The following is a 22,718-nucleotide window of genomic DNA, read 5'->3' on the forward strand; positions in this document are numbered from 1 at the left end:
GCAGACTACAACTGCAGCCTGCCCCGATTCATCGTCCAAATCGATAATTGTTCCCCCGCAAAGCATTCTGGCTCATGGGTAATGAGAATCACGGACGCTCCCTCCCCCACTGCACGGCGGCATAAGGCAGCAAGAGCTCTTATTCCACCATAATCCGCCCCCGCAGTAGGCTCGTCCAGAATATAGAGCTTCCTCGGCAGCATCATGGCAGCGGCCGCGCTAAGCAACCGCTTCTCTCCACCGCTAAGCAGATAAGGAGAAACTTGGCCTCGTCCAGCAAGTCCGATGCTACGCAGCAGCTCTTCGGCGCGCTCGCTAATTTCCTTAGGCAGCGCTTGGCCCGCCTTCAGGCCCATCTGGAAACGCGGGCCATAGAGAAGCTCCTCCATCACGGTGGCGGCCACGAACTGATGCTCAGGCTGTTGGAAGACATAACCTATATCCTCTGCGAGGTCATACAATGTCAGCTTTGCGGCATCTTTTCCTTGCCACCATATCGTGCCGCATGGCGGGGTCAACAAGCCCATGAGCAGACGGGACAGCGTAGTCTTGCCTGAACCGTTGTCCCCGCAAAGCAAGCGCCATTCCCCGGCACCCAAAGTCAGATTCACATCATGCAGCACGGCCGGGCCGGATTTGCCATAGGCAAAGGATAAGTCTTGAATTTGAAGCAGCGGGGAATGCGTCCATCTGCCCAACTGGCTGCTAGCTCCCGCCTGGTTCAAGGGTGAGGTTGCTCCGCCAGATGCCTGGCTCCCATTTTGCTGCGTCTGTCCTTTAGAGCGCATCTCCACAAAAGGGGGCGCCAGCGACGGCATACCGGGGTCTGTTGGAGACAGCGGCTGCATGCCGAGCTTAGTCTGGGACAGCGACGGCAAGTCAGGGGCTGCTGGTACCTGCGGCTGTTCACCAAGATCAAACGGGGCGCTTAAATCTGCCCGGTTCATATTCATCGCCGGCAGCACGCCCAGCTCGGCCAAGCGTACGCGCTCCTGGCTCACCAGCTCGGACGCCGGCCCGTCCATCATCACCTTGCCGCCGCCCATCACGATGAGCCGCGGCGCTGCCTGAGCCAGCTCATCAAGCCGGCCGGACACCGTGACAATGGTCCGGCCTTCGCCATGCAGCTGGCGCAGCAGGGCAAGAAATCGCCGCCGCGAGTTCGCGTCCAGACTCGCCACGGGCTCGTCAAACACGAGCACCGGCGGCGCCAGCGCCAGCACTGCCGCGATGGCCGTCCGCTGCCGCTGCCCGCCTGACAGCGCATGGACGCTGTCAGACCGCCGCTCAGCTAGCTCCACCGCGGCAAGCGCGTCCGTTACCCGCTGCTCAATCGCGGGCACGTCAAAGCACAAATTCTCGGGGCCGAAGGCTACCTCGTCCTCTACCCGGCCCTGTACAAGCTGTGCATCAGGATCCTGAAATACAATGCCGATACGCTGCACCACCTCAGCGATGCCAGCTTCAGCCGGATCAATCCCGCCTACGAGCAGCACCCCGTCGCGAATACCACCCCCGGCACGGGGCAAATACCCGCTAAGAAGCTGCGCTATCGTCGATTTCCCGCTCCCGCTATGCCCGGTTATAGCAATCCACTCTCCAGGGTGAACAGTTAGGGATACATCCACGATGACGGGTGCTTCATCCACGTCATACCGAAAGGTTACATTCCGCAGCTTTAATGCCGGTTGATTCATCATTACTGACAGGGCCATATCAGCCCTTAGTACTGACGGCAAAGCGACGGAGCAGGCCGCTTCGGGCCAAGGCGTCGCCCAGCAGCTTCGTCAAAAGTCCGCACAACACCATCCCGCTAATCGTCCGTACGACAAGAGCAATAAGCAGAATATTCATTCCCCATTTCATGTAACCGAACATTTGAGCTGCCACAAAGAACCAAATAGGTACCATAGCGCCTCCTGCCAGTAATAGCACCGACCAGCTCCAATTGCGATACTTGAAAATAGCAAATACTAATTCTGCGATAACCATATAACATGCGGCTGCGGCAAAGCTCGAAGGAATTCCATAGGCGGTTCCCATAAAGGATTGGACAATCGCCCCGATGCTGTAAGTAATGACCGCGGTTCCCGGTTTGCGAATGATATAGTAAGCGAGAAGCCCGTAAATCATATATAGTCCAGTGATCGTTGAGGTTAAGATTGGCCCTCCTATGCTGTTCAACGCTTGGTTGACGGGAGATATATAGACCGTCATTACCGCATTTGCCGCGGCAAGCATCGCCATCAGCACGATATCCATCGTGGTAAAAGCGGCAAAAGCTGTTCTTGCTGCATTCTCTTTCTTCACACTAAATCTTCCTCTCGTCCATATTGTTAACCACATACATGAATTTAGGTTAACAATTAGAATTCGTCAAGACTTTTTTTATAGAAGCAGCTATAAAAGCAGCAATATTGCGAGAGCTGATACGCTAGTAACAGAGACGACATACCCGCTAGTCCGTATTCTTACTTCACGGAGATAAGTACGGTTCTCATAAGCTCCGAAGCCTTTGGCATCCATCGCCCCGGCCGTTTGCTGGACACGGCGAATCGCGCCGGCAAAGATCGCGAACAATTGGCTCCGCCACATGGTTATACGTTCTTTGATGCCGCGAGGAGCCCGTCCACCGCGAATTTGGCGGGCAGCGCGGGAAACTTTAGCCTCTGACTCCAGCAAGGGGAGGAAGGTCAGTGCCATGGACACTCCGAACAGGAAGCGATAAGGCAATTTCAGGCGCTGAGCCATAATGACGATGAAGTCCTTTGGATCCGTAGATTCAATATAGATCAGCGAGGAAAGGAACAAAACTACCATCCGCAAAGTAACCGCCGCCCCGTAAAGCAGCCCGCCTTCCGTAACCGAAATCGGCCCAACGGCAAAATACGCCTGCCCTTCGGCGGCTGAGATTGAGGTCAAAATCAATAATGGCAATCCGAAGCCCGCGATGAATAAGGTGCGTCTGCCGAGCCGCCCTGCGCTCATTCCCGCTCCGCCTAAAGCCGCAGCCAAGACGAACAATAGCATCACGGCTTGAGGCAGCGGATGCTCCGTGCTCATCGTTAGAATAGCCAGGCAGAACAGAGCGATCAGCTTGCTGAGCGGGTCCAGACGCTGCAGTGGGAATCGTTTTTCTAAGCTTTTCTGCATCACCAGGCTTTCCCCCCCGAGTAATATTCTTGTCTCAATAGCGAGAACATTAGCAAATCGACATACCCGTCCTCGGTTTTCTGATACTGCCGAAGCAAACCTTCCTCGGTGAATTCAAAAGCCTTTAGCAGCTTTTGGGAAGCTGCATTACGAGGATGCACAAGAGCCTCGATCCGATTCAAGCCCATCGTTTGATATCCGTAGGACAGCACCATGCGCATCGCTTCGGACATGTATCCGTATCCCCAATATTCCCGGCCTAAATCATACCCGATTTCACCGCGGTAAGCCCCCGACAGCTCCCAGACGTTGAAGCCGCAGCTCCCTATCAATTGCCCCTCTTCCTTTAGCTCGATCCCCCAACGCAGGACATCTTCGCTTTCCGATAGTCCGTTTAGAAGCTGAATCATATCCAGCATATCCTCTACCGAGGCAAAAGGCGGGATATTCATATATTTAACGACCTCCAGGTCGCTCCAAAATTGAAACATCCGCTGCGCGTCCGAACGCTCCATTTTTCTTAGACGCAGTCTCTCGCTTTCAATAATCGGTATGTAACCTCCGCATCTGTACATTTGCACTACTCCTTTCGTGACCCGTATATAGCTAATCACAAACAGGGAGGACGAGTCAAAGATAAAATGCATGATTATCGTTTTAAATAATTTAGAGCTTCTTCGATTTTCTTGCCATCATTTCGGTGATACTATAGTTACAAAGAGACAAAACTGGAAGGAATATAGGAGGATCCCTACCCATGGTTTACAGCATTTTAGTTATTATTGTACTGGTGGTTGTGCTGGCTGTCAGTCTCTTGACGCGTTTTGCTTTTCGCCAGATTACCCAGATGAAATTACAGACTTATGAGAATATATTTGACTACCTGGAGAAGACCGGGATCTATTCCCGGGATCGCTTTGAAATGCTGGATAAGAAGGAAGTGAAAGTAACCTCCCAAGACGGACTTTCTCTAAGCGGGTACGTTCTGGATACCCATCCTGATTCTAAGCAATGGGTTATTATCGTGCATGGCTACACCGTATCATTGCATGTATCTGCACAGTATGTGGACTTGTTTCAAGAGGAAGGATTCAACGTTCTGCTCGTTGATCAGCGCCGGCACGGCAACAGCGAGGGCGTATATACGACCTATGGCTATCATGAAAAATACGACTTACAAACATGGGTAGCCTGGCTGCTGGACAATTACGGCAGTGATCTCACGATAGGTCTGCACGGCCAATCCTTTGGCGGGGGAACGGTTCTGGAATATCTCGCCATCGCCCATCCGAATGTCAAGTTCGTCATCGCGGATTGCCCTTACTCCGATTTGACGGAGCTGATGCGACATCAACTCCGCGTCCTAAACAAAATCCCCGCCTTCCCGCTCCTCTCCCTGGTTGACAGGCGGTTGGAACGGAAGGCGGGGTTCAGGCTAGAGCAGGTAAGTCCGCTTAAAGCCGTGGAGCAAAGTACGTTACCCGTTATGTTTGTGCATGGCACGGAAGACAATTATGTACCTACTCACATGAGTAAAGATCTGTATGAGCATAAGCCGGAACCCAAAAAATTGCTGCTCATAAATGGAGCAGAACATGCCGACGCCTACAGCGTCGACCCAAAACGGTATTCAGAGGAAGTGCATTCCTTTATCCGGGAAGCTCTGGCTACTCCAACTGCAAAATCATGTTTGCCAAGCATTTGATTCTGAGCTTGTACAATATATTTATCGAGACGCTGACTTAATTCCAGCACCGTCTCACTACTAAAGTTACTGTTCTCCGCAGCATTCATCAGCTCGGATCGCAGGCTTTCGATGGTGTTCATCAGCTCCCCACTAACCTTGGGACGATTGGTGCACCGGCCCATGCTCTCTAGTGCCTTGTAAGCCATAAGTTCACCTTCTCTCTACTGTTCTACACCATCATAACCCATGATGACAAAAAACATATTTTGAAAAATAGAAAAATATTAACATTATTTGTCGATCTTTAGGAGATGAAATAATAAAGCCAGGGGATAAGTTGACTCCCCTGGCTTCCTAATGATCTTCCGTTAATAATCCTCCGGCTTGCGAGTGATCTCCATTCCTTCTACATGCCGCTTCCTCATCTGCTTGCTCTTCTTTCGATTCTCCTTTGTCTCAAATACGATATCCAAATCATAATCTTCTGGATAAAGCTCCTCTTTCTTGATGTAGGACTTCAAACGCTTTCTGTTCACTTTGCATATCTGCTTCTGAATCATAACGCCAACCTGGCCACGGCTATCCTCGGCCGCGAAGACGATGCCTAACTTTCCGTAAGAAGTTACCCACACCGCATCCCCCACTGCAAAATCCGGATCCGCTTTTATAGACTCTTTCCCCGGTTTCCTAGCAGCTTCTTTGCCAAATCCTTGATGGTTCGCCTCTTCATCGGGAACGGCTTTGGAAACCCCAGTCAGCACGTCCTCGGTTTCAGATGGTTTAAATATCGGCTCGGATTGTTCCGGCAGCATGTGCGCTGCCAAACTTGATCCGCTGTCAGCTTGCCGGTCTATCACTTCCCTGGAGCGCTCTATGATGCCTGGGAATATCCCGAGCTTGCTCGCGATTTCGATGGCATAGCTCTTGCCAGCCTGACCGATCGTCAAGCGATATAGAGGCATTAACGTCTCCGGATCAAATTCCATTCGGGCGTTCTGGAAGCCCTCAGTCTGCGAGGCGAATGTTTTGAGCTCATTAAAATGGGTTGTGACCAAAACCGTGGCTCCTCGGCGGTTCAGCTCTTCAAGAATTGCCATTGATAAGGCGATCCCTTCCCCCGGATCGGTTCCTGCCGCCAGTTCATCGATCAGAAGCAGCGTTCTGGGGCCCGCCTCGGAAATCATGTGAACCAAGCTCTGGATTTGGGCGGAAAAGGTGCTTAACGATTGCTCCAGATTTTGACCGTCGCCTATCACAGCCATAATCCGGTTATAAATAGCGAAACTGCTGCTAGGATGTACAGGGACAAGCAGACCCGATTGCACCATTAAGGCGAGCAAGCCAAATGTTTTCAGGACGACGGTTTTGCCGCCTGTGTTTGGACCTGTAATGATAAGCGTCTTGTAGGTGGAGCCGATGACCAGATCCAGCGGCACCATCGTTTTTAGTAAATGCGGATGACGCGCTCCAGAAATTTTACTGATGCCGTCCTCACTGATCCGAACCGCCACTCCTCCGATGGCTATCGCATATTTGGCTTTGGCGAATATAAAATCATACGTGCCCGTGATCTCAATATTTTGCGACAGCTCATACGCTTCCTTTTCCACCAGTTCCGTCAAATACCCTAATATTTTTGCTTCCTCACGCGCTTCATCCCCGGCCAACGCTTCCAGCTCGGCTTGCAGCGAGGCGACTTCGTCCGGCTCCACGAATACCGTCTGCCCGCTGGTGGAATGATCCAGAGCTCTTCCTTTGACCAGCTTGTAGTAATCCTTCTTCACAGGAATCACATATCTTCCGCCCCGCATGCTCACCAAATTTTCTTGCAGGATGGATGCATGCCTGGACATGACCGCCTGCAATTTTTTCTGGATTTTCTCCTTCAGCATAGCCATTTTCCGACGAATTTTATCCAGGTCGCGGCTAGCTCCATCCAGAATGGCGCCATGGCGAATGCAGCGCAGTATTTCCTGCTGCAAATTCGGCAATTCGTACAACGAGGCTGCGTAAATTCCGATTCGGGGCGCAAGCTCTCCCTTGGACGCCATATATTTCTTGAGCTGGCCGCAGCTTTGCAGAAACGTCTGAATGGCGGTAAAGTCCTTCTCCGTGAACAGATATCCCGTACTCATCAGGGCCATAACCCCTTCAATGCCTTCCAACGAAGGCAATGGAATGCTCGATCCCGCCGCAAGCAGTGTCTTGGCATCCGCCGTCTCGTCCATCGCCTGCTCGATCTGTGTTCTCCGTTCCATCGGGGCCAGCTTCTGAACCCGCAATCGTCCTTCATAGGATACCGCATAGCTTGCCAGTTCCTCTTTAATACTGTCGTATTCCAACATGCCGAGTGTAAATAGTTCCATGATCTTAAGCCTCCATTTCTTCCAGTTCAAAATTTGTACAACAAAAAAAGGGCGTAAGAATGCACATAGCGCATCCTTAGCCCTTGTATCCTCTTCTGTCCGTATGATCGAAAAATCAAAAAAACCGTGCTGAACAACAGCACGGATTGATCTCCGAAATACAAACAGCAATAAAGGCGCTGTATGATGTCCCGCGTGTTCTTAACTAAATTCGCAGACTGCAATTCGGGTACGCAAAGCTAGGCGCACGTTGTAATGACAACGGCACTTCTTCTGTACGAGTTGACAGTCCATATGGAATTAATTAGTTAAGAACGGCCACCAACATCAAAATCTCTCCTTTTACGAGGTTATGTTTAATTTAACAGCATTTACGGCCCATAGTCAATGATTAGCTACCTTTAGAGATATTTTCATCTGCCTGTAATATGAGGTATTATATTAAAGTATTTATATACTTATGTTAACGGAGCGTTAGCTTCCGGCCGCTTGCGCTTCCAGCTATATTTTGAAAGGAAGGGAACAAGGTGTCCTTACTACATCGGATCCGCCAATCCAATACGAAGCCGTTTGTCTTTTTCTCTATCATTATGGTCTTGAAAATCTATATCGCCTGGCTCGCTATTTTCGATGGGGCTCAGCCCTGGGGGCCGCTGCTAAAGGAAATTCCGTTTATCTGGGTCACGTTCTGCCTGATCGAATGGTTCTCCTCCAAACGCAAAATCGGCATTTACCTTGCTGTGAATCTCATTATTACAGCCGTTCTGTTCGCTGCCATTATGTATTATAAATATTACGGTGTTATGGTTACTTATCATGCGCTGCAGCAGGTGAATCAGGTCACCGCGGTCAAGAACAGCGTCTTTTCCTTGCTTGATCCTTATTATCTGTTTATTTTCCTGGACATCATTGTGCTCGGCTTCTGGCTTATTCGCAAGAAACGGGCGCACAAGCTCAAAAGCTTCTTCAACCTAAGTCAAATTCGGGGAAGCGTAGCCGCTGTCATCTTCGCGATTTCTTTCGCTCTTTGCATTTTTAATATTTGGCCGAACCGAGCCAGCATGAATGAAATCAAGCAAGCCGAGCAAATGGGGATTCTTAATTATGAGACGTTCGTAATTTTCAAAAGCAAGGAATCCGAGCTGACGGACAAAAAAGAAATCACGCAGGCCAAAATCAATGATATCAAGGGGATTGCTCCTGTCGCTGAGCCTGTCCATTTTGGAGCAGACCAGGGCAAAAACGTCATCATCATCCAGATGGAATCCTTTCAAAATTTTCTGATTGATTTCAAAGTCGACGGGCAGGAAGTAACTCCGACAATGAACAAGATTGCCCGTGATAACATTTATTTCAAGCATTTTTATCAAATGGTCGGGCAGGGCAACACTTCCGATGCCGAATTCGTCGTGAACACTTCTTTCTATATTCCTTACAACGAGGCGGCGACGCAAAACTACGCCTCCAAGCAGCTTCCGAGCCTGCCTAAGCTGCTGCAGGCCCAGGGCTACGATACGGCAACCTTCCATACGAATGTCGTTGACTTCTGGAACCGCCGTTCCTTATATGATGCCTTAGGATTCGACCGTTTTTATGACAAAACATACTTCGGCAGCGAGGATACCGTCTTCTTCGGCCCTTCTGACGAGGTGCTGTACACGAAAACGATCGACGAAATTCAAAAGATGCATGATGCGGATCGTCCATTTTACGCCCACGTGCTCTCCATGACCGCGCACCATCCTTTTACTTTGCCGGATGACAAGCGTTTGTTCCCATTGCCTGAGCGCTATCAGGACAATATGGTCGGCGACTATATCCAGGCGCAAAATTATGCGGATCACGCGCTGGGCGAGTTCATCGAGGAGCTGAAGCAAAGAGGAATTTGGGACGACAGCATTATCATGATTTACGGCGACCATCTTGGCCTGCCAATGTATTCCCTGGATAAACACGGCCTAGAGCTGATGAAGGAGATCTATGGCAAGGAATACAGCTATATCGATATGATTAATATCCCGCTGATTGTTTCGGCGCCAAATGTGTCCGAGCCTGCGGTATTGGATACGATTGGCGGCCAGATCGACATTTTGCCTACACTCGCGAATCTGTTAGGAATATCGCTTGACCAGCACATCCATTTCGGTCAGGACTTATTCAATCAAACGTATAACCTGCTTCCGCAGCGATACTATTTGCCTTCCGGCTCATTCTTGAATGATAAAGCATTGTTCTTGCCCGGAGTTGAGTATCAGGACGGAATTCATTTTCCATTTAATGAATCTAACGCGACGCAGAATCTATCTACGAAAAAAGAGTATGACCGTGCGCTGCAGCTTCTCCATCTCTCTGACAGCTACGTGCGTCAGCTTCCGGATATCCCCCTGGAATAATAGCATCTCGGGCGGGTAATACCTCGCCCATATCCTCACTTACATGAAAGAAGCGGTGCAACAATCCCACCGCTTCTTTCGTCATTTATGGAGGAGGTGTTTGGTATGAGGTATAAGCTGCTTATCCTGGTTACTGCAATTTTCTTCTTAGCTGGATGCACATTCTCCGCTGAGTCCCATGAGAAGATTGAACAGTCCCAAGAGGATCTTCCCTTTACAGTCACGATCACTCTTCCCCAACAAATCCTAGTAAATGAACCGTTTACCATTACAGCCCAGCTTATAAACAATGTGGATGAAGCTTTTGCTATGGAGAGCAGAAAAGATATTTTTTATTATTTGATCCAGGATCACGAGAGTAGGCTCATTAATACAATTGTGCTGCCAGAAATGGCCGTTCATCGCACTTTTTCAGGGAGCACCGCAATTACGGAGCAATATACATACAAAATAAATGAGCCAGGAATTTATGAGGTGGCGGCGGTGGCTGAATTTACAGTGGAAGCTGACGGCAGCAAAAAAGAACATAAAATCAAAACGGAGAAACGCCGTTTAGAGGTTATCCAAAGCAGCCAAAAATAAAACTTGCAAAAAAACAGCCCCCCATCCCGTGTAACGGAACAGGCGAGGCGATTAGACTGGCATCAACTAGGCTTCCACACACGAAGAGGAATTCCGAATGGCTCCTCCCGTATTCAGGCCGCCATGAAGCTCGGCCTCTTTTCTCCGTAAAAATTTCCGATCTCGCCAGCGAATGTAGCAGAAAATGCTGCGAATATATTCATCCGCTATCATACAGCCATAAATGGCGGCTATCCCCCAGCCTAGCGAAATCCCCAAAACATAGGAGCAGCCAGTGGCTACGATCCACATTACCGTCAGTGAAACATACATGGTATATCTCGTATCCCCTACAGCATTCAGCGCGTTTCCCAATGTCATATTCAGCACCTTGGCCGGCTGCAGCGCGAGATTAAGCCACAGCAGCGATCCGCAAATGAGCAATATTCCCTCATCCTGTGTAAACAAGCCTAAGATTTGTTTGCCGAACAGAACCAGCAGCCACGTATTAATGATAACCAAAGGCAGTCCCGCTGCCAGTGATCGGTATACCGCCTTGTAGGCTTCCTTCGTCCGCCCTGCGCCAAACAAATGGGCAATTTGAATTTGTACGGCGAGCGCCAGCGAGAACCCCAGCAGGAAGCAGAAGGTTTCCAGCGTGCTCATATACGTCCTGGCCGCCAGCTCCATCGAACCGAGCGTAGCGATGAAGGAGTAAATGACGAGCTGCGAGAATACCCAGCTGCCCGAGTTGACCCCCAGCGGCCAGCCGATGACCAGAATTTCCTTGAACAGCTTGCGGTCAAATAGAGAAATGTCGCGGATGCCAATCCTGCGTTCAAAGGCACCGAGGAACATAAGGAGCAGCATGATCGTCGCCAGCAGACGGCTGGTCACCGTTGAAATCGCCACCCCGGTCAAGCCGAGCTGCGGAAATCCAAGCTCTCCAAAAATAAAACCGTAGTTCATCACAATATGGATGATATTCATCGCCACCGCGATATACATCGGCCCTTTCGTATTGCCGGTGTTGCGGATCGCCGTGCTGAGCGCAGACATGAGCGCGGTCAATATCATCCCTCCGCCGACGATCGAAATATACGACACGGCCAGCGGCATCAGTTCCTCGGGCAGCTGAAGCATTCTGGCGATCTGCCCAGGAACGGCAATTAGCAGCAGGCTGAGGCCAAGACCAATCAACGCGGTCACTTTCACCGAAATGACGGCGACCGTCCGCGCATCTTCCTCACGCCGAGAGCCCAGCTTCTGGGCGATGACGATCCCCGCACCGCTCGCTACCGTGGCAAACAGCGTCGTCAGTGCATTGAAGAGCTGATTGGAGAAGCCCACGACTGCTACGGCATCGTCCGAGATGCGGCTCACCATGAGCGTGTCGACCGCCCCCAGCAGAAATTGCAGAAACATTTCGATGAAAATGGGCCAGGTTAATATCCAAAGCCCGAATTTATCTTTTTCTCCACTCCGAATATTTTTCATTATTACAACCTCCAGTATGACGGAGAAGATATCACCCATCCGCATGATAACTTGTAAAAGCCGTTATAAAAGTCCCATCTTCCATCTGCGCTTGAATTGCTCTTTAAATTGGTGCAGCCTTCCAATTTGCATAGTTTCTGTAGAAGCAATCCAAGGTGCAGATGCCAAAAGCTCATACTTTTTAACTAACTTTTAGCATGAGTCACATTATAGATGTTATATTGGATTGGATGTATCACTCAACCAACTGAATCTTTAAATATTCAAACCTGAATGCATATGTATGAAGGAGGTAGTTCGCATGTCTGTCATTCAATTTACAGTTCCTCCCCTGCCCCATTATATTGCCAGCGGCTTATCTCTGCTGAGTGCTGGTCAAAAGCATCCCAGCCGGCAAAATATCGATGTATTCGACCTGCTCGTCGTAAATAAGGGATGCCTGTATATGGGCGAGGAAGGGCGAAGCTATGAGGTCAGCGAGGGACATGCACTCATTTTGCGGCCGGACAGCTACCATTATGCCGAAGCCGACTGCAAGGAAGATACGCTCTACCACTGGCTTCACTTTCAAACGGCCTCAAGCTGGTCGATCGCGACGGAGAGATGCGACGAGCATTTTTGCATGGGCGACGAGCATCCGGGATATATGCCGGCCTCTGCCTTTTCGACATGGACGTTCAGCGTGCCCGTTCCCCAGTTTACGAAGGTGGGGCAGCCGCAAAAGCTGAATGACACCCTTATGGAATTGACCGATCTTAACCGCAGCCTGCATATATCGGGGGCTAAACTGCGCCAGCAGACGTTGTTCCAGGAAGTGGTCTCACTCTTGTCCGCTTCCCTGGGCATGAATGGGCCTTCCCCGCAATCGATCTGCGCGGAGCGTGCGGCATCTTACTTAAGAGAGTATTACAAGGAACAATTTTCAGCAAAAAGACTCGGCGAAAGCATCAACTTCCATCCGGTCTATATCGCCCGCTGCATGCAAAAGGTATTCGGTTGCTCGCCTGCCGCTTATTTGCAGCGTTATCGGATTGAGCAATCCAAGCTGCTGCTCTTGCAAAGCAATTATACGATAGAGCGGATTGCCGAGGAGGTCGGCTTCAATCATCCCGCCTACTTTACCGCCAGCTTTACTAAAATTGAAGGACTGTCTCCAAGGAAGTATCGCCAGCGCTTTGCATGGATAAATCATTAATTGTCGCTTGCGACAAATGTCGACACTATTCTTTTGCTATAGCCGCTTAACTCTACTATAATTTAATTAGGTCTATTGTTATCGTTATCATGACCAAAACCTTTAACTGGGGGAAATGCGTTGACACAAGTTAAAATATTCGCGGACAGTATTTCTGACGTACCGGACTCTTGGATTGAACAGCATGATATCGGTATCGTTCCGCTGTATGTCGTGTTCGGTGAGACCGCTTATAAGGACAAGCTCGAAATCTCCACAACCGACATTTACCGCAGGGTGGACGAGTATGATGAGCTGCCTCGGACGGCAGCGCCATCTCCGGCTGATTTTACCGCAGCCTTCGCACCCTGCATTGAACAAGGACAAGACATTGTGTTCATCAGCATGTCGTCCAAGCTCTCTTCCACCTATCAGAACGCACTCATTGCCGCGGAAGAGTTCCCAGCAGGCCGTGTCCGAGTCGTCGACTCCATGCATGTGTCCGGCTGTATCGCCCTTCTTGTCCTCAAAGCGGCCTTGGCGGCCGAAGCTGGCGCCAGCTCGCAAAAGGTCGTTGAACTCGTAGAGGAATGGCGAGAGCGCGTCGAAATGGAAGTGCTTGTAGACAGTCTTGATTATTTGCATCGCGGCGGCCGCGTATCCAGTGTCAAGCATATGATTGGCAGCCTGCTCAAAATTCGCCCCGTGCTGAAAATCAAAGACGGCCTCGTCATTTCCGCCGATAAGTATAGAGGTAAAACGGAGAAGGCTGTCGAGCGGATGCTGCAGCATTTTATCGACAACTTCCAGAAGATTGATCGTGATTTGGTCATCGTGGCTCAGACGCTGGCTGAGAAAGCGGCGGATTATATTAGAACGACGCTGCTGGATCAGACGGATGCCAAGGAAGTAGCCATTATTGAAGGCGGCTGCGCGATCTCCTGCCACTGCGGCCCGCGTACCGTAGCCATCATGTATATGCGCAAGGCTGCCCAGGCTTAATATTTATTGGAAGCTTGGTAAGGAGTCTTGAAGGTATTTGGAATAGACCGCTCTTTTCTCGGGTTTGGCTTAATAACTCCGGCAAAAGCGGTCTTTTTGCTAAAATAGAACTTGATAAGTGCTGAGTCGACATTGCATATGGAAACTTTTCGAGCAAATACTACGTAATATCTCATAATAAGGAACTCGTATTTCATGCATGACATCGGAGGTGAAGAGAGAATGAAGCAAAGGCTGGTTTGCATCGTCTCCATCTTTTTTGCAGCTATGCTTATAAGTGGACTAATGGGTGCCCCGCGCGCGAACGCGGGATATTTCGACGATTTTCTCAAAGGCGTCAAGGTGTTGTCTGAACTTCCCAATGATGTGAATGAGATTAAAGAGAACTATCAGGTCACCTTGGACAAGCTGGAGGAAGCGCAGGGAACGCTGGAAGCCTACCGCCAGCAAAACGAGGAGCTTATGGCAAGCAATAAGGAGCTGGCCGCCACCGTATCGGCTTTAACCGAAGCACAGGAAATCCGTGAAGCCAATGCCCGCAAAACGCGGATTATGATTATCACCGGCGCCGCGCTGCTCGCTGGTTATTTCATCCTCCTTCGCGTCATCCGTTTCGTGCTGCGCAAATAAGCTTTCTCCTGGACTTATACGGATTAGGATAGGGGGAGTATCATTGAATATCGAGTATAATAACGAATCCGCCCTGCTGGGCGGACAGGCCGTTACATTTAATCTGGATGCCGGGGAGATCACCCATGTGCTGCATCCCGGGCAGATCATCGCCTTCCGCGGAGCCGGCGGCCATCGAAGCGACAAGCTGATGAATATTAAAGGAATATATCGGAAGCGCAAGTTCATCCGCGCCGATATTCAGGGTCCCTGCCAATTTGTAGCCTCCCTCCCCCCGTCTATTACAATGAAGCCGATTATGCTTACGGACGGTAGCGATTTATTATATGATTTCAAGCATTTGTTCTTTTATACCGAAGGCGTGCAAATGGAGACCCGAATTCTCAGCATGAAAAATATGATGATTACGCGCGATGCGATCAAGATGAAGTTCTCAGGAGAGGGCTGTATCGGAATCTTGACCCAAGGCCAGGTGCTTGAGCTGCCGCTTGATCCCGAGGAGCCGATCTATGTAGAGGCAGGAAGCGTCATCGCCTACCCCGAGAACGCTAAGCTGGAGTTGTCCGTCTACGGCAATCATCTCGCCAGCCAGCATATGCGCTATCAATGGAAGATGACCGGGCACGGACATGTGCTCATCCAGGCCGGCTCCGGCAATCGGGAGCTGGAGCGTGATTTGCAGAACGATGACGGAATTGTGAAGCGCTTCTTGCGCGAGGCTATTCCGTTCGGCGGCGTGTTTATTAAGTAGAATGAAGCGCAAAATAAAAACAGACTAGGAATTCAAGTCTGTTTTTTCGTATTTATGCTTTTACTTTAATTACTTTGTGATCTTGCCTCTCCAAGCGCTGATTCCGCCCGTAAGATGAGCCAATCTGCTGTAGCCGTTCTTGCTAAGGATACGCGCCGCATTCTTGCTGCGCATTCCGCTTTGACAGTAGAGCAGCAGGTCTTGATCCTGCGGAATCTCGCTAAGCCGGCCCTGTAGCTGGGAAAGCGGAATATTCTTCGCGCCAGGAATATGCCCTCTGCTATACTCCCCCGTTTCCCGGACATCGATCACTACCCGGTCTTTGGAACTCTGCATCTCATTTCTGAACTGCTCCTCACGAAGAGATTTCAAGCCCGGTGTTGGCCGCAAACGAGTAAATACAAACCAACCGATCAATATTATGAATAATATATTAATAAGTGTACTTGTCTCCATGATGGTTAACCACACTTTCATTGCTTATTAAGCACAGTACTCTCCACGAATGGCGTAAATTTGCCGGAAGCCACGGCTTTTTAATAAGCGAGCCGCCCTCTTGCTCTTGATTTTGCTGTCGGAGAGAATGAGAACGGGCTCGCTCGGGGACAGTTCATTTCTCCATACAAAAGGAAGACGGCCGATCGAAATGTTAATGGCCCCCTGCACGTGGCACTCCCGGTAGAATATCTCGTCCCGGACATCAAGCATCTTCGTTTCCTGCGGCAAGCCCGAGGCACCATTCAGAATACTCGCATCGACATAAGCCAGCCCTTTTACAGGAAGTAAATTACGGATGGTCAAGTATCCTATGCCCGCTAATAATAGAACAATGAGCCAGATCATTCGTTTTCCTCCCAAACACGGTTTAAGACTTTAAAGTTAGCTTTACAACCTATTCATCACACGGAGCTTTGCGTTAGACCAGTTCGTCCTCCCAGGCCAACAGTCCGCCTGTCATATTCACGACATTGAAGCCTTTTTCCTGCAGCAGCTCACAGGCTAGGCCGCTGCGGTTGCCGCTGCGGCAAATAACGACCAGCTCTTCATCGGCATTCAATTCGTTGAGTCTTTCCAATACTTGTCCAAGCGGAATATGCTTTGCGCCGCGTACATGGCCCGCTGCCCATTCGTCCGGTTCACGCACATCCAGCATCATAATCTTCTCGCCTTTTTTCAGGCGTTCAGACAGCTCTGGTGGTGTAATTTCTTTGTTTACTCGTCCAGCCATTGTTATCTCTCTCCCTTAGATGATTTACTATGTCATGGTACTGTGCAATCTAACGGCTTTTGACCAGCAGCTCAATTGCTTCCTGTACCATTTTATGGGTATCTCCACCCGTCGATTGCTCCTCCATGATGCATTGCTGCAGATTCTCGGCGACAATCTGGGCAATTGCCCGGTCAGATGCATTGCGGACAGCCGACAATTGGCTGACCACTTCCTTGCAGGATTTTCCTTCATCCATTAAACGGAGAACGCCCCGAACTTGCCCTTCTATTCTTTTTAAGCGTCTTTTTAAATCATCGTTATAATTGTATTCCAATTGAAATCACTCCATTTCATTTCACTTAACCTATACTCCTAAGGGTATATTATTAGAAAACATCGATTGACGCAATCTTCAATCGCCGCTTGCAGAAGACATGTGACCCCATGAACAGTTATGAAATGAAATGATTACTTCACACTCCACCTATAAAATCGACATCCAAACCTTAATTGCGGTCAGTGCGATCAGAATAATGAGTCCATAACGCAAATATTTAACGTTCATTTTCGCACTAAGCCATGAACCCAGCGGTGCACCGAGCAGACTGCCGATGACCGTGAACAACGTAGCCTCCCACGGGATCTCCGCCGTCGTTAATTTGCCAGCCACTCCGCCGATGGCGGAAATGAACACGATCGCCAACGAAGAGGCAATCGTAATTCGGGTCGGAATCTTCATGACCGTTAACATCACTGGAATAAGAATAAACGCGCCGCCAGCACCGACAATCCCGGAGACAATACCGACAAGAAAAGAGATTATAACGGCAAATGCTCGATTAAAAATGATTTCCTGCCCCGCCGGCTCCCCTTCTTTGCCTCTACTTGGGATTAGCATGAGAATAACTGCAATAATAGCCAGCACCCCGTAGATGATATTAATGATTTCACCATCAAGGTACCCGGAGACAAGGCCGCCGGCAAGGCTGCCGAACAAAATTCCGGCTCCCATGTATATAACAAGCGTCTTATGGATCACAGCAGGCTGTTTTTTATTCCGAAGATACGCTAGTACGCCCGCGAGTGAAGCAAAAAACACCTGGAACATGCTAATCGAAGATACTTCCTGCCCGGTGAAATGAGCAACGCCAAGCGCGGATGGGACGAAGAGCAACAACGGAAAAGATACGATTGCACCACCTATTCCAAGAAGGCCCGAAAAGAAGGAACCGATTAATCCAAGCAGCATCATGACGATAAATAAAAGAATATCCATAGCTCCCTCCTTTCCAACCGTTTACGAAGCTGTCATCCCAATATTTTTGTCTGTACGAATTGAAAATAAAAGGCTATACTAATACCAAGTAAACACATAAGAAAAGGGGCGAAGTGATGCTTAACATGTTTCGCAGCCTGTGTGCTGATCGCTGCCCGCAATGCAAAGAGCTGCTGCAGGCTCGGCGAGATCATCTGCACGTTTTGAAGTCCTGCCCCCAGGGACACTATAAAGAAGAGACTTATGCCAGTCTCGGCGTGCGCATTGTCTATGATTTGAAATAAGCGAACAGCGAATGAAGCCGTGTTCGCTTATTTCATTGTTTAATTTTTCTTGACTAAAAAGGTATAGACGTCGTCCTTCTCCGAGTGCTTAAGCAGTTCATGGTTCGTTTGCTTGACCCAGGCCTGAAAATCATTCAGAGAGCCTTTATCCGTAGAAACGACCTCCATAATTTCACCCGGCTGCAATTCATCTAATGCTTTTTTTGCTTTGACGATCGGCATCGGACACATCAATCCTGTGGTATCGACTTTCTTATTGCTTTCCACTTGTTCATTTCCTCCTAAATACATTCATTTATTGTTTATTTATCGCTTATTTATCATGCACGGCACAGCGGTTCGGTCCAATTTCCATCTCGCGCTGCTGTTCTTCATCCGGATTTATTTTGCCCATGTTCGTCTGGCGGATTTCCTGATAGGAGTTCGGATACTGCGGCAAATGATCGCTCACCATCCGTCTAAAGTCCGTTTCCACGGTAATTTGCAGACCAGGATTATTCTTGTAAAGATCCCCAAGCCGTGCAGAAACGGCTCCGCCCGATCCTAATTCAGTTACATTGCCAAAGTGGGCCGGAAGCACAGTCAAATCATCCGACAATTCCTTGTAGCGGTTGTACAAGGTCGTATACAGGTCTCCAACCCAATCCTCTGCCTTACCAGCCAGATCTGGACGACCGATGGATTCGATGAACAGAATATCGCCGGTCAACAAATATCGTTTATCAATAATAAAAGATGTACTGCCAATCGTATGGCCTGGCGAGTATACCGGCTGAATTTCAATCTTAGTATTTCCCACGGTAATGATATTTCCTTCTTCCAGCTTCGCATAATCAAAGGTTACTTCTCCCGCATCCTTTGGCGGAAGCCAATATGTTCCCCCCGATTGCTCTGCCAGCTTGCGCCCGCCTGATATATGATCGGCGTGAAGGTGCGTATCGAGCGCGTGCTTGATTGCTGCTCCTTGTTCTGCAGCAAAATTCTTGAACACATCCGTCATTCTTACCGCATCAATGACCGCGGCTTCTCCGTCGGAAATAACCATATAGGACAGGCAGCCTTTGCCGATACGTACGAATTGGTACAGCGAGCCGCCATCCTGCAATTGGCCGATAAGAACAGGCTCCAAATGCTCGCTCCAAGCCTTCATGCCGCCTTCCAAATAATACACACGGCTCCTTCCTGCTTCGCCAAGCTGCTCAGCCACGAACTTGGAGGAGCCTTCCTTGGCACATACAACGAGAACGTCCCTGTCTTCTGGCAATTGCTCCAACGCAGCATCCACGCCTTCCAATAAATCAAAATAAGGGATGTTGAGCAGTTCAACACTCTCTCCTTCAATTTGCCAATCCGCTGCATCGCTGCCATTGCGCACATCGAGAATGAATAAAGGTACCTTGTTCAGAACCCGCCGGGTCAACTCGCCGGCCGTCATCGATTGTAATCGTGAAGTTGTCGTAGACATTCGAGTTACCCCTTTCGATAAGTACATATTTTTATAAAAAGTTCATGCGTTCGTTTTTAGAATGACAAGGATACGTTCGCGTCCTTCGCGAAATCAAGGAAGGTCACGGCTCCCCCTACTTCAATGCCATCTACAAAATCCTCTCTTTTCAGGTTCATGACATCCATCGTCATTTGGCACGCGATTAGTTTCACGCCCAGCTCCTGAGCCATGCTTACCAACTCCGGAATTGAAGGAACGTTCGCGTTCTTGAAGCCTTCGGCGAAATGTTCTTTCCCGACCGGGAGCGGCAATTGCTGGTGTCCTTGCTTGTGGATCAGGTTCAGTCCTTCAAACGTGAAAAAGATAGCTACTTCAGCCTCGGTGGCTGCCGATGCGGTTGCGATATTGAATACTTTGTATGCGTCGAATAAACCACCGTTACTTGCGATAATTGCTACTTTTGTTGACATTGTAATCCCTCCAAAATATTGTTTTTTATTGATCTACAGGCCCGCTCCAACCGGACATGCCGGGTGTCACATTCTTCACCTGCTTGAATCCTTTGTCGGCAAGCAGCTGACAAGCGAGATCGCTGCGGCTGCCGGTGCGGCAAATTACGTATATTTCCTTATGCGCATTCAATTCGCTAACCCGCTGCTCCAGCTCGCCAAGAGGAATGGACTTCGCTCCGGGAATACGGCCAAAGGCATACTCTGCAGGCTCGCGAACATCAAGGATCGTAATAGCCTCATTCGCTGCAATTCTGGCTTGTAAATCTTCATTGGAAGCTGTATAGGGGTACTTCTGTACTTCCTTTGTTTCATCCGGTCTCGATTTGCGAAGATAATGCTTCAGCACACCATCCATATCAATCGTTCCCAAATATTGATGGCCCGTATTTTTGGCCCAGCCTTGAATGTCAGCCAGTGAACCCCGATCTGTAGCTTGAACCTCAATCACTTGACCGGGGAGCAGCTTATCTATTGCCTTTTTTGTTCTTACTATGGGCAAAGGACACGAAAGTCCTTTGCAGTCGATGGTTTGATCGACTCGTAGCTCTTGGGGTGCGGACATTTCGATTCCTCCGTTTTCGTAATGATTCATATCTTTCTAACCCAACACAGCAATTAAATATTTATATTATACATATACCCCTATGGGTATAAATCATAAAGCAGAAGTTTATTGTTGTCAACAGTTGAGATACATTTTCTTTTTGCTGGAGATTATTGTTATGACGTATTATTAAAAAAACCTCTTCTCGTGAAGAGGCTTTGCAGCCCACAAGAAGAGGTTGATTAGTCCATACTACATACTCGGTAATTATCTCATAATCTGTTACCGAAACCTTGCCGGTGCAAATGCCGAATAATAGCCGGGCAATTCATGGCCTTCGATAACATCCGCTACGATTCTAGCGGTCACCGGGCTAAGCAAAATCCCATTACGATAATGCCCTGCCGCAAAGACGATTCGGTTTGATCCTTCAACCGTACCGAGCAAAGGACGACCATCCTGAGTTGAGGGTCGTAAACCTGCCCATTGATGAAAGGGATTTTCCCCTTCCAAAAAGGGAAAGAGCCGTTTATTCCACTTGCGCAGCCGCTCAATGCCCTTTACCGTTACCGAAGTGTCAAATCCGGCAATATCCTCAGAAGCGCCGCAGACGATGGTACTATTTTCCTTGGCTACTACATAGCCTTGGTTATTGAACACCATACCCCTGACCGTATGCAAGCTGTTGTGATAGGCGCATATCTGCCCGCGGATCGGATAGATCGGTATAGCGAGATCCAGCGTGCCCGACAGTTCCCGGGCCCAGGCACCGGAGCATATTACTAAACGCTCTGCCGTAAACTTTCGTCCATCCTTGGACTTAACGACAATCTCGCCCTTGAGCTCCTGCGGCTGACCTTGGTGCCAATCAACGATATCCACGCTCTCCAAATGTTCAAAGATGCGTACGCCTGCGTTCCGGCATGCCTGCTCTAATGCTTGGACATAATGAGGTGCATAAATATGACTTTCCTCCGGCGTATACAATGCCGCTCTTACCTCGTCCGATATGCCCGGCTCAATCTGCCTAAGCGTGGTTCCTTCCACGATACAGCCGGTAGAACCGAATTCCCGCTGCCATAGCAGCCTGCCTTCCAGGGCAAGAATATCTGCCTCATGATAAACCGCATATAGACTGCCGGAGTTGCTATATTCAAAGGATTGCCCCGAAGCCTGCTTCACTTCTGCTTGCCATGCTGGATAAAGCCTCAGGCTGTCCAGACACAACTGGAAGAACGGATCCGGCTCCTCCAAATTTTCCGAGTAAGGAGCGAGCATCCCTGCAGCCGCCCCCGAGGCTTGGCCCCCGCAGCGGCCGATTTCCAGCAAGGTTACACGATGCCCGCGCTTTTGCAATTCAAAAGCGCAGGATAACCCGATAATGCCGCCCCCCATAATGACTACATTTTGCTTCATGCTATCGCTCCCGTATTTCTGCGTGATCTGCTTATTTCAAAATAAACTCTTCCAGGCCGCTGCTGGCGGAAGCGTATTTCTTGCGGGAAATTCGCCCGGATAAATAAGCAAGACGCCCCGCTTCAATCGCATGCTTCATCGCCGCAGCCATCATCACTGGATCCTTCGCCTTGGCTACCGGAGTATTCATAAGAACTCCGTCTACGCCTAGCTCCATCGCTTTAGCTACATCACTGGCCGTTCCAAGGCCGGCATCGACAATAACGGGCACTCCCGCCTCCTCTACAATGAGGCCCAGATTGTAAGGATTTAATATGCCGAGCCCCGTGCCGATCGGAGCAGCCCCCGGCATAATCGCTGCTGCTCCCGCCTCTTCAAGATGCCGGCAAATGACCGGATCGTCGGAAATGTAAGGAAGTACAGTAAACCCTTCTTTGACAAGTACTTCTGTGGCTTTCAATGTCTCGATCGGATCAGGCAGAAGCGTCCTGGCATTCACGCTAATCTCAACCTTAATCCAGTCGCTAAGGCCCGAAGCTCTTGCGAGGCGAGCGATGCGAATGGCCTCTTCTGCCGTTTTCGCGCCGGATGTGTTCGGTAAATATTGATAGGACTCATCCTGTAAATGCTGCAGAATGGAGTCATCCTCTACCGCATCTAAGTTGATTCGCCGAATCGCAAACGTAAGCACTTCTGCTCCGGACGCTTTGATGGCTTCCTGCTGAACGAAAGGATTGGGAAACAGCCCCGTGCCTATAAAAAAGCGCGAAGACAGCGTAAGATTGCCGATACGCAGATAATCCTTTTGCATTCGT

At 49.5% G+C, this 22,718-nt stretch carries 26 protein-coding genes; 8 read left to right on the plus strand and 18 right to left on the minus strand.

The genetic code is table 11. The features are described from left to right. Positions 1 to 5: 5 nt before the first annotated feature. From ACE3MQ_RS22640 to ACE3MQ_RS22655, 4 genes are all read right to left on the minus strand, one after another. Positions 6 to 1,715 (minus strand): ABC transporter ATP-binding protein, encoded by a 1,710-nt coding sequence (locus ACE3MQ_RS22640; protein WP_379396991.1) that lies wholly within the window; start codon positions 1,713 to 1,715, stop codon positions 6 to 8. 1 nt (position 1,716) lies between these two features. Continuing rightward, complete coding sequence (locus tag ACE3MQ_RS22645; RefSeq protein ID WP_379397116.1) at positions 1,717 to 2,262, minus strand: ECF transporter S component; 546 nt, start codon at positions 2,260 to 2,262, stop codon at positions 1,717 to 1,719. A 138-nt stretch (positions 2,263 to 2,400) separates the two neighbouring features. Then, entirely contained in the window at positions 2,401 to 3,153 is a 753-nt protein-coding gene (locus ACE3MQ_RS22650; RefSeq protein ID WP_379397118.1) for an energy-coupling factor transporter transmembrane component T family protein, read from the minus strand. After that, entirely contained in the window at positions 3,153 to 3,728 is a 576-nt protein-coding gene (locus ACE3MQ_RS22655) for a GNAT family N-acetyltransferase (protein WP_379396993.1), read from the minus strand. Before ACE3MQ_RS22655 ends, ACE3MQ_RS22650 begins: the two co-directional genes overlap by 1 nt. A gap of 182 nt (positions 3,729 to 3,910) precedes the next feature. Between ACE3MQ_RS22655 and ACE3MQ_RS22660 the strand changes: the two genes are divergently transcribed. Further along, positions 3,911 to 4,858 carry an alpha/beta hydrolase gene (locus ACE3MQ_RS22660; RefSeq protein ID WP_379396995.1) on the plus strand — a complete coding sequence of 316 codons (948 nt, stop codon included), beginning with the start codon at positions 3,911 to 3,913 and terminating at the stop codon, positions 4,856 to 4,858. On the opposite strand, the gene ACE3MQ_RS22665 is transcribed toward ACE3MQ_RS22660, so the two are convergent. Beyond that, on the minus strand, positions 4,759 to 5,046 hold the full coding sequence (locus ACE3MQ_RS22665) for an aspartyl-phosphate phosphatase Spo0E family protein (protein ID WP_379396997.1): 288 nt from the start codon (positions 5,044 to 5,046) through the stop codon (positions 4,759 to 4,761). The two genes, ACE3MQ_RS22660 and ACE3MQ_RS22665, sit on opposite strands and share 100 nt — an antisense overlap. A gap of 162 nt (positions 5,047 to 5,208) precedes the next feature. After that, positions 5,209 to 7,206: an endonuclease MutS2 gene (locus tag ACE3MQ_RS22670; protein WP_379396999.1), complete on the minus strand. Its 1,998-nt coding sequence runs from the start codon at positions 7,204 to 7,206 to the stop codon at positions 5,209 to 5,211. A gap of 527 nt (positions 7,207 to 7,733) precedes the next feature. Between ACE3MQ_RS22670 and ACE3MQ_RS22675 the strand changes: the two genes are divergently transcribed. Then, positions 7,734 to 9,599 carry an LTA synthase family protein gene (locus ACE3MQ_RS22675; RefSeq protein ID WP_379397001.1) on the plus strand — a complete coding sequence of 622 codons (1,866 nt, stop codon included), beginning with the start codon at positions 7,734 to 7,736 and terminating at the stop codon, positions 9,597 to 9,599. 105 nt (positions 9,600 to 9,704) lie between these two features. Further along, the gene (locus ACE3MQ_RS22680; RefSeq protein ID WP_379397003.1) at positions 9,705 to 10,181 is read left to right on the plus strand and encodes a hypothetical protein; all 477 of its coding nucleotides are present in this window, start codon (positions 9,705 to 9,707) and stop codon (positions 10,179 to 10,181) included. A gap of 66 nt (positions 10,182 to 10,247) precedes the next feature. Here the strand turns inward: ACE3MQ_RS22680 and ACE3MQ_RS22685 are convergent, their stop codons facing one another. Further along, complete coding sequence (locus ACE3MQ_RS22685; RefSeq protein WP_379397005.1) at positions 10,248 to 11,657, minus strand: MATE family efflux transporter; 1,410 nt, start codon at positions 11,655 to 11,657, stop codon at positions 10,248 to 10,250. A gap of 301 nt (positions 11,658 to 11,958) precedes the next feature. Here ACE3MQ_RS22685 and ACE3MQ_RS22690 point away from each other — a divergent pair, with 301 nt between their 5' ends. The 4 genes from ACE3MQ_RS22690 to ACE3MQ_RS22705 all read left to right on the plus strand — a co-directional run bounded on the left by ACE3MQ_RS22690 (position 11,959) and on the right by ACE3MQ_RS22705 (position 15,214). Next, entirely contained in the window at positions 11,959 to 12,852 is an 894-nt protein-coding gene (locus tag ACE3MQ_RS22690; RefSeq protein ID WP_379397007.1) for an AraC family transcriptional regulator, read from the plus strand. 120 nt (positions 12,853 to 12,972) lie between these two features. Continuing rightward, the gene (locus ACE3MQ_RS22695; protein WP_379397009.1) at positions 12,973 to 13,833 is read left to right on the plus strand and encodes a DegV family protein; all 861 of its coding nucleotides are present in this window, start codon (positions 12,973 to 12,975) and stop codon (positions 13,831 to 13,833) included. 222 nt (positions 13,834 to 14,055) lie between these two features. Further along, the gene (locus ACE3MQ_RS22700; RefSeq protein ID WP_379397011.1) at positions 14,056 to 14,463 is read left to right on the plus strand and encodes a hypothetical protein; all 408 of its coding nucleotides are present in this window, start codon (positions 14,056 to 14,058) and stop codon (positions 14,461 to 14,463) included. A 43-nt stretch (positions 14,464 to 14,506) separates the two neighbouring features. Continuing rightward, entirely contained in the window at positions 14,507 to 15,214 is a 708-nt protein-coding gene (locus ACE3MQ_RS22705; RefSeq protein ID WP_379397013.1) for an AIM24 family protein, read from the plus strand. A 69-nt stretch (positions 15,215 to 15,283) separates the two neighbouring features. Here ACE3MQ_RS22705 and ACE3MQ_RS22710 read toward each other — a convergent pair whose 3' ends face one another. The 5 genes from ACE3MQ_RS22710 to ACE3MQ_RS22730 all read right to left on the minus strand — a co-directional run bounded on the left by ACE3MQ_RS22710 (position 15,284) and on the right by ACE3MQ_RS22730 (position 17,700). Continuing rightward, positions 15,284 to 15,670 (minus strand): rhodanese-like domain-containing protein, encoded by a 387-nt coding sequence (locus ACE3MQ_RS22710; RefSeq protein WP_379397015.1) that lies wholly within the window; start codon positions 15,668 to 15,670, stop codon positions 15,284 to 15,286. A gap of 27 nt (positions 15,671 to 15,697) precedes the next feature. Further along, positions 15,698 to 16,057 carry a rhodanese-like domain-containing protein gene (locus tag ACE3MQ_RS22715; RefSeq protein WP_379397017.1) on the minus strand — a complete coding sequence of 120 codons (360 nt, stop codon included), beginning with the start codon at positions 16,055 to 16,057 and terminating at the stop codon, positions 15,698 to 15,700. A 73-nt stretch (positions 16,058 to 16,130) separates the two neighbouring features. Then, positions 16,131 to 16,442 (minus strand): rhodanese-like domain-containing protein, encoded by a 312-nt coding sequence (locus tag ACE3MQ_RS22720; RefSeq protein WP_379397019.1) that lies wholly within the window; start codon positions 16,440 to 16,442, stop codon positions 16,131 to 16,133. 49 nt (positions 16,443 to 16,491) lie between these two features. Continuing rightward, positions 16,492 to 16,758 (minus strand): metal-sensitive transcriptional regulator, encoded by a 267-nt coding sequence (locus ACE3MQ_RS22725; RefSeq protein ID WP_379397021.1) that lies wholly within the window; start codon positions 16,756 to 16,758, stop codon positions 16,492 to 16,494. Between the two features lie 150 nt (positions 16,759 to 16,908). Continuing rightward, complete coding sequence (locus ACE3MQ_RS22730; protein ID WP_379397023.1) at positions 16,909 to 17,700, minus strand: sulfite exporter TauE/SafE family protein; 792 nt, start codon at positions 17,698 to 17,700, stop codon at positions 16,909 to 16,911. A 116-nt stretch (positions 17,701 to 17,816) separates the two neighbouring features. On the opposite strand from ACE3MQ_RS22730, the gene ACE3MQ_RS22735 reads away from it, so the two are divergent. After that, positions 17,817 to 17,984: a hypothetical protein gene (locus tag ACE3MQ_RS22735; RefSeq protein WP_379397025.1), complete on the plus strand. Its 168-nt coding sequence runs from the start codon at positions 17,817 to 17,819 to the stop codon at positions 17,982 to 17,984. 39 nt (positions 17,985 to 18,023) lie between these two features. On the opposite strand, the gene ACE3MQ_RS22740 is transcribed toward ACE3MQ_RS22735, so the two are convergent. The 6 genes from ACE3MQ_RS22740 to ACE3MQ_RS22765 all read right to left on the minus strand — a co-directional run bounded on the left by ACE3MQ_RS22740 (position 18,024) and on the right by ACE3MQ_RS22765 (position 22,714). Further along, positions 18,024 to 18,275, minus strand: a complete 252-nt coding sequence (locus tag ACE3MQ_RS22740; protein ID WP_379397027.1) for a sulfurtransferase TusA family protein — start codon at positions 18,273 to 18,275, stop codon at positions 18,024 to 18,026. A 22-nt stretch (positions 18,276 to 18,297) separates the two neighbouring features. Next, entirely contained in the window at positions 18,298 to 19,449 is a 1,152-nt protein-coding gene (locus ACE3MQ_RS22745) for an MBL fold metallo-hydrolase (protein WP_379397029.1), read from the minus strand. A gap of 56 nt (positions 19,450 to 19,505) precedes the next feature. Further along, a complete protein-coding gene (locus ACE3MQ_RS22750) occupies positions 19,506 to 19,901 on the minus strand; it encodes a DsrE/DsrF/DrsH-like family protein (protein WP_379397031.1) in 396 nt (131 codons plus the stop codon). 25 nt (positions 19,902 to 19,926) lie between these two features. Next, complete coding sequence (locus ACE3MQ_RS22755; protein ID WP_379397033.1) at positions 19,927 to 20,505, minus strand: sulfurtransferase TusA family protein; 579 nt, start codon at positions 20,503 to 20,505, stop codon at positions 19,927 to 19,929. A gap of 264 nt (positions 20,506 to 20,769) precedes the next feature. Continuing rightward, entirely contained in the window at positions 20,770 to 21,903 is a 1,134-nt protein-coding gene (gene thiO, locus ACE3MQ_RS22760; protein WP_379397035.1) for a glycine oxidase ThiO, read from the minus strand. Positions 21,904 to 21,934: 31 nt separating this feature from the next. After that, a complete protein-coding gene (locus ACE3MQ_RS22765; RefSeq protein ID WP_379397037.1) occupies positions 21,935 to 22,714 on the minus strand; it encodes a thiazole synthase in 780 nt (259 codons plus the stop codon). Positions 22,715 to 22,718: the final 4 nt, after the last annotated feature.

The organism is Paenibacillus lentus, from assembly GCF_042714055.1.
GTDB classification, from domain to species: domain Bacteria; phylum Bacillota; class Bacilli; order Paenibacillales; family Paenibacillaceae; genus Fontibacillus; species Fontibacillus lentus_A.